Source organism: Pedobacter sp. W3I1, from assembly GCF_030816015.1.
Taxonomy (GTDB): domain Bacteria; phylum Bacteroidota; class Bacteroidia; order Sphingobacteriales; family Sphingobacteriaceae; genus Pedobacter.
Window position 1 is genome coordinate 1,788,565 of sequence record NZ_JAUSXN010000001.1, and the last position, 14,099, is coordinate 1,802,663.

11 protein-coding genes are annotated in these 14,099 nt (G+C 38.5%); 7 read left to right on the forward strand and 4 right to left on the reverse strand.

What is annotated here, in order from left to right; translation table 11 throughout:
* Positions 1-17 precede the first annotated feature (17 nt).
* The 6 genes from QF042_RS07710 to QF042_RS07735 all read left to right on the forward strand — a co-directional run bounded on the left by QF042_RS07710 (position 18) and on the right by QF042_RS07735 (position 5,571).
* Complete coding sequence (locus QF042_RS07710; RefSeq protein WP_131530401.1) at positions 18-476, forward strand: dCMP deaminase family protein; 459 nt, start codon at positions 18-20, stop codon at positions 474-476.
* A 143-nt stretch (positions 477-619) separates the two neighbouring features.
* Positions 620-856 (forward strand): type II toxin-antitoxin system Phd/YefM family antitoxin, encoded by a 237-nt coding sequence (locus tag QF042_RS07715; RefSeq protein ID WP_307526929.1) that lies wholly within the window; start codon positions 620-622, stop codon positions 854-856.
* Positions 853-1,251 carry a type II toxin-antitoxin system VapC family toxin gene (locus QF042_RS07720; protein WP_307526931.1) on the forward strand — a complete coding sequence of 133 codons (399 nt, stop codon included), beginning with the start codon at positions 853-855 and terminating at the stop codon, positions 1,249-1,251. Before QF042_RS07715 ends, QF042_RS07720 begins: the two co-directional genes overlap by 4 nt.
* A 264-nt stretch (positions 1,252-1,515) precedes the next feature.
* The gene (gene guaA, locus QF042_RS07725; RefSeq protein WP_307526933.1) at positions 1,516-3,045 is read left to right on the forward strand and encodes a glutamine-hydrolyzing GMP synthase; all 1,530 of its coding nucleotides are present in this window, start codon (positions 1,516-1,518) and stop codon (positions 3,043-3,045) included.
* 111 nt (positions 3,046-3,156) lie between these two features.
* Positions 3,157-4,368, forward strand: a complete 1,212-nt coding sequence (locus QF042_RS07730; RefSeq protein WP_307526935.1) for an ABC transporter substrate-binding protein — start codon at positions 3,157-3,159, stop codon at positions 4,366-4,368.
* A gap of 33 nt (positions 4,369-4,401) precedes the next feature.
* Positions 4,402-5,571 (forward strand): RsmB/NOP family class I SAM-dependent RNA methyltransferase, encoded by a 1,170-nt coding sequence (locus QF042_RS07735; protein WP_307526937.1) that lies wholly within the window; start codon positions 4,402-4,404, stop codon positions 5,569-5,571.
* Positions 5,572-5,958: 387 nt separating this feature from the next.
* Here QF042_RS07735 and QF042_RS07740 read toward each other — a convergent pair whose 3' ends face one another.
* The 4 genes from QF042_RS07740 to QF042_RS07755 all read right to left on the reverse strand — a co-directional run bounded on the left by QF042_RS07740 (position 5,959) and on the right by QF042_RS07755 (position 11,871).
* A complete protein-coding gene (locus QF042_RS07740) occupies positions 5,959-6,525 on the reverse strand; it encodes a MarC family protein (RefSeq protein WP_029274105.1) in 567 nt (188 codons plus the stop codon).
* 79 nt (positions 6,526-6,604) lie between these two features.
* Positions 6,605-7,936, reverse strand: a complete 1,332-nt coding sequence (locus QF042_RS07745; protein ID WP_307526939.1) for a porin — start codon at positions 7,934-7,936, stop codon at positions 6,605-6,607.
* Positions 7,937-8,033: 97 nt separating this feature from the next.
* Entirely contained in the window at positions 8,034-9,509 is a 1,476-nt protein-coding gene (locus QF042_RS07750; RefSeq protein ID WP_307526941.1) for an amino acid permease, read from the reverse strand.
* Positions 9,510-9,624: 115 nt separating this feature from the next.
* Complete coding sequence (locus QF042_RS07755; protein WP_307526942.1) at positions 9,625-11,871, reverse strand: sodium-translocating pyrophosphatase; 2,247 nt, start codon at positions 11,869-11,871, stop codon at positions 9,625-9,627.
* Positions 11,872-12,150: 279 nt separating this feature from the next.
* Here QF042_RS07755 and QF042_RS07760 point away from each other — a divergent pair, with 279 nt between their 5' ends.
* Positions 12,151-13,593 (forward strand): APC family permease, encoded by a 1,443-nt coding sequence (locus tag QF042_RS07760; RefSeq protein ID WP_307526944.1) that lies wholly within the window; start codon positions 12,151-12,153, stop codon positions 13,591-13,593.
* The last annotated feature ends 506 nt before the right edge of the window (positions 13,594-14,099 follow it).

Here is a 14,099-nt window from a genome sequence, read left to right on the forward strand (position 1 = left end):
CTTTTTTAATTTCTATAATGACAGATAAACCCAGTTTCGATTCGATATTTATGAACCTCGCCACCGATTTGGCAGCCCGCTCACACTGCGTGCGTGCCCATGTCGGTGCAGTGCTCACAAAAGATACCCGTATTATTTCTATTGGTTACAATGGTCCGCCGGCTGGTACGCATAACTGTGACGAAGAATGGCCAGAGCATGGCTGTGCACGTGATAGTAAGGGAAGTTGTTCTTTAGCCTTACATGCTGAGGAAAATGCAATTCTGTATGCGTCTAAAAACGGATCGAAAATAGAAGGTTGTACCTTATATACCACCTTGTCGCCTTGTATTGCTTGCGCCCGCTTAATTCTATCATCAGGAATTAAATTGGTGTATTATTCTAAATCGTATGCGGCTTATAAAGGTTTACCTAGCGACGAAGGTGTAGATTTTTTACGGAAGTTTGGGGTTGAGGTGGTTTTGATGGAATCATAAAGGTTCAGTGATTCATTTGTCATTAGTTCATTGGTGACTGCAAGTAGTATATCAGCTTAGCAAAGTCTATATCTAAACATAACTCAGCTTCATCTTGACAACTTGACAAGTTTTGCTTATATTTGATTATAAATCTATTAGCTATGAAAACAATGTCTGTTGGAGAATTTAAAGCTCACTTTTCTGAAGTACTTGAAGATGTTAAGGCAGGTATTGGTATTGCCGTAACATATGGAAGAAAAAAAGAGGTTATTGGTTATTTTGTTCCTGATTTGGAAGAAAACAATAAAGAGCGTAAAATAGGTATGCTTGACGGGAAAGCCGAAATAATATTTAAAGATGATTTCAAGATTACAGAAGAGGAATTCTTAGGCTTATGATTTACCTCTTAGATACCCATGTATTAGTTTGGTCATTAATGTATTCATCTAAGCTTTCGAATGTCTGCATGGAAATTTTAAAGAACAAGAAAAATACAATTCTAGTAAGTACGATAAGTTTTTGGGAAATATCTTTGAAACATTCAATAAATAAACTAGATATTTTGAGAATCATACCAGAGGCTTTACCTGAACTCGCAATTGAGGCCGGTTACGAGCTTTTGCCCCTTTTACCTGATGATGTGGCTAATTACCATCACTTAAATGCGAACTGGCATCGAGACCCTTTTGATCGGATGTTGATATGGCAAGCTATTAAGAAAGATATAACCTTAATTAGCAAAGACGAAGACATTAATAAATACCGATCAGCAGGATTAAAAGTTGTTTGGTGATTATTGTCCAGTGGTTCATTTGTCATTAGTTAATTGGTGACGGCAAGTAGTTTACTGGTTAATTGTTTAAATCAGTTAATCGACTTCGGACTTTTTAGTTATACTGGTTAATCGGTTAACTGTTTAAACCGGTTAATTTACTCCAAACGCCAAACGCTCAACTCCAAACTGGCTTCGGACTCAGGACTACCGACTTCGGACTTTTTCCTTCAAAAATCTCAAATCTCCGCCTTCAAATCTCATATCTAATTGGTACCTTTGCGGATGCAAGAAAAAATCATTATCGTCGATTTTGGTTCGCAATTTACACAACTCATCGCTCGTAGGGTTCGCGAACTAAATATTTACTGTGAAATATATCCATATAACAATCTTCCTGAGGTTACGCCTGATGTAAAAGGAGTTATTTTTTCAGGTAGTCCTTATTCTGTCCGCCAGGAAGATGCACCTCAAATCGATTTATCAAAATACCATTTAAAATATCCGTTATTGGCTGTTTGTTATGGTGCACAATATATTGCCCAACATTCTGGTGGTGCGGTTCAGCCATCTTCAACCCGCGAGTATGGTCGTGCTAACCTGAATTTTGTAAACCAGGAGAATAAATTATTTAAAGGTATCAATATCGATTCACAAGTTTGGATGAGTCATGGCGATACCATTACCGATATTCCTGAAAATTTTGAATTGATTGCCAGTACCGATAGCGTTAAAGTGGCAGCTTATCACATTAAAGATTCGGATACTTATGCTATCCAGTTTCACCCTGAAGTAACGCATAGTATTGATGGAAAAATCCTTTTAGAAAACTTCCTGGTTGATATTTGCGGATGTAGCCAGGACTGGACTTCTGCTGCTTTTGTTGAAACTACCATTGCCGATATTAAAGCAACCGTAGGTAACGATAAGGTTGTTTTGGCACTTTCGGGTGGTGTTGACAGCAGTGTTGCTGCGGTACTTTTACATAAAGCCATTGGCACAAACCTACATTGTATATTTGTTGATAATGGTTTATTGCGTAAAAACGAGTATGAAAGTGTTTTAGAGCAGTACAAAGATTTTGGCTTAAATATTAAAGGCGTTGATGCAAAGGATAAATTCTTGGGTCAATTAGCTGGGGTAGAAGATCCGGAAACAAAACGTAAAATTATTGGCCGTGTATTTATCGAAGTTTTCGACGAAGAATCTCATCTGATTCAAGATGTGAAGTGGTTAGCACAAGGTACAATTTACCCCGATATTATTGAGTCGATTTCAGTTAAAGGTCCATCAGCAACCATTAAATCGCACCATAATGTGGGCGGTTTGCCAGATTTCATGAAACTTAAAGTGGTAGAACCGCTTAAAACGTTGTTTAAAGATGAAGTAAGAAGAGTAGGTAAGGCTTTAGGTTTAGAGACGTTTATTTTAGGCCGCCACCCTTTCCCAGGACCAGGTTTAGGCATCCGTATTATCGGAGAGGTAACCCCGGAAAAAGTAGCTATCTTACAAGATGCAGATAAGATTTATATTGATAATTTGAAAGAAGCTGGCCTTTACGATCAGGTATGGCAGGCAGGGGCAATCTTTTTACCGGTACGTTCTGTTGGTGTAATGGGCGATGAACGTACTTATGAGAATGTAATTGCATTAAGAGCCGTTGAATCACTTGATGGTATGACTGCAGATTGGTGTCATTTACCTTATCCGGTACTGGCTAAAATTTCTAACGAAATCATCAATAAAGTTAAAGGAATCAATAGAGTGGTATACGATATTAGCTCTAAACCACCTGCAACTATAGAGTGGGAATAGTTTTTAGTTCAGAGTCCTGAGTCATTAGTCGGGAGTCGATATACAAATAATATGCTTATGCTAGCAAGGTGGAATAAACTTTGCTAGCATATTTTGTTAAAAATGATAGGTATGAATTTCAAGAGGGTTTATTGGTTGTTGGTTTTGTTTGCGGTAATTTTGAGTGCTTGTTCGCCTAAAATCAAGACACCCAAACCCGAAACAAGTAAACCAGTTGAAAAAGAAAAACCGGCAGATAAAAAGCCGATCAAAAAGTTTTCGCAGGCAAGTGTTTCCTTGCTTGTTCCCTTTAAACTGGATGAGCTAAATTTAAAAACAGCCACAAAAGCCGATATCGAGAAATATGCCATGCCTATCGATTTTTATCAGGGCTTTAGGTTGGGATTGGATTCTGCTGCGACTCAGGGTTTAAATTTTAAACTAAATGTTTTTGATACCCAGGATGATAATGCACATATATCTGTATTGTATAAAAATGAACGTTTTAAACAAAGCAATTTAATTATTGGTCCGGTTTTTCCTGATGGATTGAAATTTATCTCCAATTATGCCAAAGAAAATAATGCAATTATCGTATCTCCTCTGGCTGCTTCCGAACCTGCCGAATTTAATAATCCAAATCTGGTCTCCATTGTAAATAATATTGGTTTACATGGAAAAAAGATAGCCACCTATATTGCTAAAAATTATAACCCTGCCAATACCATAGTGGTACTGATTAACCCTAAGAAAACAGAAGACGAGCAATTTGCCGCACCGATCAGGAACTATTTTCAAGCCAATACCAGGTTCGTGGTACAGGAGTATGCTTCGGCCTATACTTTTGAAACGAAAATGATTAAAGGTAAAGAATATGTAGTGGTGCTTACTTCATCCGACAGGACTTTTGTAGTACCAACAGTAGAAAAATTGTATAAATTAAAGCATCTGCCTACGGGTGGTTATAGTATTAATTTATTCGGCCATCCTAACTGGGTAAAACAAAATTATTCTACCGATAAACTACAAGATCTAAATACCATTATCAGCTCTTCTTATAAAATAGACTACAAAAGCAGTGCTGTTGTGGCCTTTATTAAAAAATATCGCTACAGGTATGGATTTGAGCCTGGGGAATATGCCTTTAAGGGATTTGATGTAGGCTATTACTTTGGTAAACTATTAAGCACTTACGGGGAAGATTATAGAGAATATCTGGTAAAAGATAAATATAAAGGCCTCCATAATAACTTTTCATTTATTCATGATGAAAAATTAGGCTATATTAACACCAGTTTAATGTTACTGAAGTTTAAAAACTTTGCGTTAAACGTAGTTGAGTAATTCTATAATTTTTTCTTCCATTTTAATTATTGCATGAGAGCAGATCATCAGTTAAGAGCCTTTGAACAGATTTTGAATAATTATGATGGAAGTTTGCCTTTGCATCGTTTTCTGCCAGCCTATTTTAAGCAGCATAAGCAAATGGGTTCCTCAGATAGGAGATGGGCTACAAGGCATATCTATAGCTTTTTTAGATTAGGTAAGACTTTACCGGCACTTCCCCCCGAAGAACGTTTAAGCATTGCCGATTTCTTATGCCACGATACGCTAAGTCTTATTGTTGAAAAGAATCTGCCAGAATTAAAGGACAGCATTATACTGTCGCTGGAAGAAAAATTATCCATCATTAAAACCAGGTATCCAGATTTTGATTTGCAGGAGGTATACCCGTTTCATGCAAATCTATCTGATGAATTAGATCAGGAAGCTTTTTCTACCTCATTCTTCAAACAGCCAGATCTGTTTATCAGGGTAGCAGCTGATGAATCTGCAGCTATTGTTGCAAAATTAGAAGATGAAAACGTTGCGGTTAAAGCTATTTCTGAAACCGCTTTGGCATTACCCAATGGAACCAAGCTTGAAACCGTTTTAAAAGAAGGCAGTTATCAGGTTCAGGATTTATCTTCTCAGCATACAGGTAATTATTTTAAACCGAACAAATGGGATAAATGGTGGGATTGTTGCGCGGCATCTGGTGGGAAAACATTGCTGTTGCATAGTTTGGAGCCTGTTATCGAACTCTTGGTTTCTGATCTGAGAGAAAGCATACTCTTAAACTTAGATGAACGTTTCCGTTTGGCGGGCATTAAAAAGTATCATAAGAAAGAACTGGATCTTTTACAGAACAATGATCAGGTTTTACATCACTATCAATTCGACGGGATCATTTTAGATGCCCCTTGTACTGGTTCCGGAACATGGGGGAGGACACCCGAAATGCTCACCTTTTTCGAGGAACGGAAAATTAATCAATTTGCGGGCATCCAGAAGGGAATTGTCCAAAATATTGTAAAATATTTGAAGCCAGGTAAGCCCTTAATTTATATTACCTGCTCTGTCTTTGCCGAAGAAAACGAAGCCATTGTTCAGCACATGATTGATACATTGCCATTAGAACTGGAAAAGATGGAATTGATAAAGGGTTATGAAAACAATGCCGATACGATGTTTGTAGCGAGATTGATTAAGAAGAGCCAGGATTAATCACTCGGTTCGTCACCCTGAATTTATTTCAGGGTCTTAACATATAGATGCTGAAATAAATTCAGCATGACGCTCACTTAAAGCGACATTACGTATGTTCAAACCAGGATTTGAAATTCTTTTTGAAGTATTTCACCGCTTCGATTAAAACGGCTATTGCTCCGATAATTAAGGTATATTCTTCAAAGCTGTTCATGATGTAAGCTTTATGTTTAGATGAATATAGGGAATTATTGTTACAGATTGATTGGAGGATTGTCATTTAATAATGATCGTCATTGCGACCGTAGTGGAGAAATCTTTGAACTTACATTTAAAGATTTCTCCATTTCGCTACCAATGAAGAATTGGTAGGCTTCAGTCGAAATGACGATCTAGATGGACCTACTAAAGCCCCGTATTATTCCTGAACAATTTAATCGCTATAGCCAATAAAATTACGCCAAATGCTTTACGTAAGATGTTTAAGCCTGATTTTCCGAAGAGTTTTTCCAGTCTGTTGGTATTTTTCAATACAAAATAAACAAACAACATATTGAGTATAATGCCCACTAAAATATTCTGGGTATGGTATTCTGTTTTTAACGATAGCAAAGTGGTCATTGTACCGGCTCCGGCAATTAGCGGGAAGGCTAATGGAACAATAGAGACTGTTTCGGGAGCTTCTTCTTTGAAAATGGTTAATCCCAATACCATTTCCATGGCAATAAAAAATATTACAAATGAACCCGCAATAGCGAAAGATTCTACATCAAGTCCGATTACTTTTAACAGCGATTCTCCAACAAACAAAAATAAAATCATTAAGCCTGTAGCCACGAGCGATGCTTTTTCTGATTCGATATGACCTGCTTTTCTGCGCAGCTCGATCACAACAGGGATTGCGCCTAAAATGTCGATAATAGCAAAGAGCACCATCGTTGTCGATAGGATCTGGCTTAAGTTGAACGTCATAAAATCAAATTTCATAGCAGCGCAATTTTAAGCAAAGGTAGCGGAATTTGTATCAATTCCTCAATTGTGCAGTTATTTGTTAGAAATAGAACTGTGTTCTTAAAGTGAGCACATTATCCTTTCTATCAGCGGTATAGCCCTCAATTTGGGTCGATTCGTTTTTAATGATATCGTAATAAAGCACCGCTTTAAAATGTGGGTTAAAGTGGTGTAGAAAACCAAAGCCAAAAGTATCAAAACGAACATCGGCAGGAGAAAGTCCACGGTCGCTGTAAATATCCAAGCCTTTTACTTTTGAATTGGGATCGTACCAATCGTATTTTAGAATGATCTGGTTATCGGTGCTGTTTAAGGTTTGTACAAAGGTAAGGTAAGCACCGTTAAAAGTTCTCGTATAATATGGTAGCGCTACCGATTTACTGTCAACAGGGTAGGAGCCTGGTGTGGTTGATGTTGTTGAAGTGCCTGTTTGTAAGCCTGATACCACTTCTGCCCTTAACTCAGATTTCCAGCTCTTGGTTTTTGTAGCCAGTTGAATATCGGCACCATAATATCTCCTTGGGGCAACCTGATTGATGGTATTAGCCGACGAATCCTTCATCATTCTCCATTGGTCGTTGATTCTATCCATCTTATAACTTACGGGTAAGCGGTGATTTAACCCGCCCTGTAAAGTACTGATGCCGCCTGCAATGGTAAATTTATTAAATGCATAAGTTTTATGGCTTAATCTGAAGATAAAATCTTTACTGTTATCAAATTCTCCTGCCCCAGCTAAGCCTTGTCCGTTGTAAATGCCAAAATCGAATACAAAGTTTTTAAGTCTGGCATCTTTCCACCGCGGGTTTAGCGTAAAGGTAACCCCCAGATCTCGTTCTGTTTTCATTAAAATTTGCGACATCCGGCCGCGCTCCGGGGCTTCCCTCACTGAAGAAGATAATTGCAGTTCGTTCCCAAACGGACGGCCTGAGAGCCCTAATGTAACCGCCAGTATCTTCCATTTATTTTCGTAATAACGTCCCCAAAAATCCCTTATCGCTACGCCCTGTTCCGTACCATCAAATTGAAGTACAAAATAGGTAGAAGGACTGCCGTCATCCGTTAACATCATGTAATCTGCCCTTAAACGCCCCCTTCTTAATCTAAACCGGTTATTGGTAAACTCGCCAAAGTTTCCGCCTTGATATTCTGCTTGTGCACCATTTGCTTGTGCAACCTGGAATTGAGGCTGCAGGTATCCGCTAAAAGATAACGAACCATATTTCTTTGAAATAATGAGCAAATGATTAACCGTTGTAGAATCCATTACATCGTTAATTGTTCTTTGTGCATATCCGGCAACGGAAATGAAAAGCAAAACAATGGTTAAGGAGAAATAAACGCGTTTAATTTTGGCAGAATTGCGGTACATGTTTTCATTTTTTTGCAAAGGTAGTTTTATTAACAATTATTTAACACAAAAAAGCCCCGACTTTTTGTCGAGGCTTTAAATTTTTTGAAAATATAACTTATTTAGCGTCTTTCAAATGTGAATTCTTTTTACTGTATCCAAAGTAAATGATAAATCCTAATGCTAACCAGCCAAATAATCTTAACCAGTTTGTCCATCCTAAACCAAGGATCATTAAACCGCAGGCAAGAACACCTAAAATTGGAACTAAAGGTACCCAAGGTGTCCTAAACTGACGAGGAAGATCCGGATCTGTTTTTCTTAAGATAATTACCGCAATACAAACAAGCATAAATGCAAATAATGTACCGATACTCGTCATATCGCCAACTACATCGCCAGGGATAAATGCAGCAAATAAACCTACAATTACCAAGATTACTAAGTTTGCTTTATAAGGTGTTTTAAATTTAGGGTGTAAATCACTGAACATTTTAGGTAATAACCCATCTTTACTCATTGAATAAAATACACGGCTTTGGCCTAATAACATCACCAAAATTACCGAAGAGAAACCTGCTAAAATTGCTACGGTTACTAATTTAGATAACCATGAGTATCCAGTCATATATTCGCTAATTGCAGCTACAACAGAAGCTTCACCACCTTTAGTTCTGAAAAACTCAACTGGTGCAATTCCTGTTAAAACGTGTGCAAATAAAATGTATAATATGGTACAAACGGCTAACGATCCTAAAATACCAATTGGCATTGCTGTTTTAGGGTTTTTAGTTTCCTGAGCGGCAGTACTTACGGCATCAAAACCGATAAAGGCAAAGAATACGGTTCCGGCAGCGCCAATAATGCCCCAGAAACCACCAAAGCTATGGCTAATACCTGCATGATCTACATAAGTTGTAGCAGCCGGAATATACGGATGGTGGTTAGATTCGTGTATAAAGCCCCAGCCTAAAATAATGATTAAGATCACAATACCCACTTTAGTAATAACAATTAAACCGTTTACAAAAGCAGATTCTGATGTTCCTTTAATTAAAAGCAAACTTAACAAGCCTACGATAAACAAAGCAGGAAGATTCATAATTCCATTTACGGTACCATCTGGATGCGATTGAAAAGGCGAGTGGCACCACTCGTAGGGTATGGGTGAGGTATGTAATACTTCTACCAATAATTTATTCAGATACTCACTCCAGGCTATACCCACAGTAGCAGCTCCAACAGCATACTCTAGTACTAAATCCCAGCCAATAACCCAAGCCATTAGCTCACCCATGGTAGCATAAGTATAAGTATACGCACTACCAGAGATTGGAATAGAAGATGAGAGCTCAGCATAACATAAGCCAGCCAAAGCGCAGCCTATTGCTGCTATTATAAAACCGATTGTAACTGATGGTCCAGCATTTTGAGCGGCTGCAGCAGCAGTACGAACAAATAGCCCGGCACCAATAATAGCCCCAACACCTAATGCAACTAATGCACCTGCACTAAGTGTACGCTTTAAGCCTTTGCCTGAATCGCCTGCTTCTTCAAGCAATAGATGCATTGGCTTTTTAGTAAATAAACCCATATTATAGTTTTTGTTTAGATTAATTCAGCTCCAAACGTAATTAAAAATTACGGAAAAGTAAAAGGGATTTTGGTTAAAAATCCCTTTTACTTTTATTATATCCATGATTTTACAACTAACGACTTAATGTATCGGTTGTATTTGTTAAAGTATCGGTAATTATGTGTCCTAAACTATCCGTTTTTTGCTCAATTCTGATTTCTTTTCTAACTTCTAGCTTGTGTTCGCTTGCAATCGCCTTAACTGCGATGTATGGAGCGATAACCAGTGAAACAATAGACATTAATTTGATTAAAATGTTCATGGAAGGGCCTGAAGTATCTTTAAAAGGATCTCCAACCGTATCACCAGTTACAGAAGCTTTATGTGGTTCTGATTTTTTATAGTGCATTTCGCCATTAATCATTACACCTTGTTCAAAAGATTTTTTGGCATTATCCCAGGCGCCACCTGCATTGCTTTGAAAAATACCCATTAATACACCCGTAACGGTTACTCCGGCTAGCAATCCGCCCAAAACTTCCGGGCCAAAAGTAAAGCCAACAATTATTGGGGTAATTAAGGCAATAGCACCAGGCATCATCATTTCGCGGATGGATGCTTTAGTTGAAATGGCCACGCATTTTTCATATTCTGGTTTCGCTTTATATTCCATAATACCAGGAATTTCCCTAAACTGGCGGCGAACTTCCTGAACCATATCCATGGCTGCTTTACCCACTGCCTGAATGCAAAGTGCAGAAAAGATAAACGGAATCATACCGCCAACAAACAAGCCGGCAAGAACAGGTGCCTTATATATATCGATAGCAGTAATACCTGCAATACCTACAAAAGCTGCAAATAAAGCTAAAGAAGTTAAGGCTGCAGAGGCAATAGCAAATCCTTTACCGGTTGCTGCAGTTGTATTTCCAACCGCATCTAAATTATCGGTACGTTCGCGCACTTCCGGCGGTAACTGGCTCATTTCGGCGATGCCACCTGCATTATCTGCAATTGGTCCGAAAGCATCAATAGCCAATTGCATAGCTGTTGTAGCCATCATTCCTGCTGCCGCAATAGCCACACCATATAAACCTGCAAAATGATAGGATAACATAATCCCTCCAGCCAATACTAAAATCGGAATCACGGTCGATTTCATCCCGACCGCTAAACCCGCAATAATATTGGTTGCATGCCCTGTTGATGATTGCTGGATAATAGAATTTACAGGTCCTTTGCCCATTGCAGTAAAATATTCGGTAACAATACTCATAATCGTACCCACTACTAAACCAACAATAATGGCGTAAAATACATTAATGCTCGAAAACTCATAACCACGTAAGTTTAGGGTTTCTGGCAGCATCCATTTTACAATAAAGAATGAGGCTATTGCCGTAATTAAAATTGATGACCAGTTACCTAAGTTTAATGCCGTCTGAACATTTGATTTATCATCTTTAATGGTTACAAACCAAGTGCCCACAATCGAAAATAAAATTCCCAGACCACATATTACCATTGGCAAAAGGATAGGAGACATGCCGCCAAATTTATCAGTTACGGTAATTTCTTGTCCTAGGACCATAGTGGCCAATATCGTTGCTACATAAGAACCAAACAAATCGGCACCCATACCTGCTACGTCACCCACGTTATCGCCAACGTTATCGGCAATGGTTGCAGGGTTACGCACATCATCTTCCGGAATTCCAGCTTCTACTTTACCTACTAAATCGGCACCAACATCGGCAGCCTTAGTATATATACCACCACCAACACGGGCAAACAAGGCTATTGATTCGGCTCCTAAAGAGAAACCGGTTAAAACCTCAATAGCAGTTCTCATTTCGGTGCTGTTGGCACTGGTTACATGAAATACCTGTAAAAACACAATAAATAAACCGCCTAAACCTAAAACGGCAAGTCCGGCAACACCTAAACCCATTACGGTACCGCCGGTAAATGAAACTTTTAATGCTTGTTTTAAACTTGTTCTGGCCGCCTGTGTGGTTCTAACATTGGCTTTAGTGGCAGATTTCATCCCGATATAACCCGCAGTTGCAGAAAATACCGCTCCTATAATAAAAGAGATAGAGATAATCCAGCTCGAATGCATCGGTACACCTTTAATTTCGGTAATTGTTCCCGAGTAGGCCAGGAGCGCTGCTGTAAAAACAGCGAAAATGCTCAACACCCTCCATTCGGCTTTTAAAAAGGCCATCGCGCCATCGGCTATATAACCCGCAAGTTCTTGCATGTTTTGATCACCGGCATCTTGCTTGTTTACCCAGGCGCTTTTAATCATCATAACTATAATCCCGACAAGGCCCAGGGCCGGGATACAGTAAATTAAATTGTTTTGTAAAAAATCCATAGTTAATAATTGGTTTTATATTTGGTTATTATGTTGTTTAATTGGTGAACTGTATAAATCGGTTAATTGTTTTATCGATTCCAAACTCCAGGTGCTAAACTCCGAACGCCTCGCTCCAAACTACGTACTTATAAGTAGCAAGATAATAAAATATTTTTCTTGTGATTAAAATTTTCATTGCCAAGGCAAATAAAATTTCGCTCCATTAAAATAATACAAGCGAAGCGCTCCTATTTTCTTTTTTTTAAATAAATTAGCCACAAACTAAACTGAACTAAAATGGAAATGCAAAAGGAAGATGGGCCTTCTAAAAGAAAATTAAGCCTTTTTGATGCTACAATGCTGGTAATGGGCTCAATGATCGGAAGCGGGATCTTTATTGTTAGCGCCGACATCATGCGGAATCTAGGTTCTGGTTATTGGTTGATTGTGGTATGGGTGATCACTGGAGTGATGACCGTTGCAGCCGCAATTTCTTATGGAGAACTTTCTTCTATGTTTCCTAAAGCAGGCGGTCAATATACTTACCTGAGAGAGATTTTCGGTAAAATGATGGGATTTCTTTATGGTTGGGGCTTGTTTACTGTAATTCAAACCGGAACTATAGCAGCTGTTGCAGTTGCTTTTGGTAAATTTACAGCTTATTTAATTCCAGCGCTTAACGATGCTGCTCCAATTTTTCAAAGCGGTGGCTATAAAATTACCTGGATACAGATTGTAGCTATTGGTGTGATTTTGCTTTTAACTTATATTAATACAAAAGGTGTTGAAAGCGGTAAAATATTACAGAATATTTTTACCGGCTCTAAAATCATCGCTTTAATTGGTTTAATTATTTTAGGCTTTCTCTTGGTAAAAAACAGCTTTTGGACTGAAAACTTAGGGTTTGGGTCTAGTGCTTTTAATAATCTCAAAACAGATGCAGGTGGAAATTTCTTGAAATCCGGATGGGAATCGATTTCTGGAATGACCATAATGGGTGGAATTGCAGCGGCAATGGTTGGCTCGGTGTTTTCGAGCGTGGCCTGGGAAAACGTAACTTTTGTTTCGGGAGAGATCGAAAATCCTAAAAAAAATGTGGTGCGCGCGATGGTTTTGGGTACTTCAGCTGTAATGATTCTTTATTTATTGGTCAATTTTATCTATCTCAATACCCTAAACAGAGATAGTATCGCCTTTGCACTCAATGATCGGGTTGCTGTTGCTGCTTCGGAGCAAATTTTTGGTAATGGAATTGGTACAATTGTAATTGCCTTGTTGGTGATGATTTCTACTTTTGGTTGCGTTAATGGAATCGTACTGGCAGGTGCAAGGGTATTTCAAACCATGGCAAAAGATGGCATGTTTTTTAAAGCAGCGCTTAAAAACAATAAAAATGGAGTTCCTGAAAGATCGCTTTGGATGCAGGGCATTTGGGCATCTGCTTTATGTTTAAGCGGACAGTATGGTAACCTTTTAGATATGATCTCTTTTGTTATTGTGCTCTTTTATATGATCACCGTATTTGGTGTGATTTATTTAAGGATTAAACAACCTAAACTTGAAAGGCCTTACAAAACCTGGTTATATCCCATTACGCCAATTATTTATTTATTAATTGGGGCGGCATTTTGCATTTTGCTCCTCATTTATAAACAACAATATACCTGGCCTGGGCTTGTAATTGTTTTACTGGGTGTGCCTGTTTATTTTTTCATTAACAAAAAGGAACAGCAAAGTTAATCTGATTTAATTTCAGGAGTACGCGCGATCGTCCTGCTGCATTAATTTAGTATCTTAATGGTAGGGCAGATACTGAAACATGTTCAGGATGACGATACGAGATGGAATTTACTACGGAACCTCGCAGTTTTTTAAAAATGCGAGGTTTTTTGCTTCTCTAATCTTACCTCTCCAATCTCATTTTTACATTTTGAAAAGCAGTGTTCTGTTTCAATCGGTTCCGGTAGCCCCGTTATCCGCTTTACTTCTCCCGATAGAAAAAATCGGGATCGTGTTCGCTACTACCGGGTTTAGCTCACTTAAAGCTGTGCAGGAAACAGAGTAATCTAAACCCGACATGGCGGATACCGGCCTTGCGCCTAAGGCCTGCAGGCGCCCGCCTGAACGAACGGGCAGGTATGAGCATGTGGCGGGACTAACTTTGTAATGAAACACAAGCTTTGCTTTTCTAAAATAAAAAATAATGATTTTTTAAAACTTAGCCGTTCGAAATCGTTTTCCCTAAA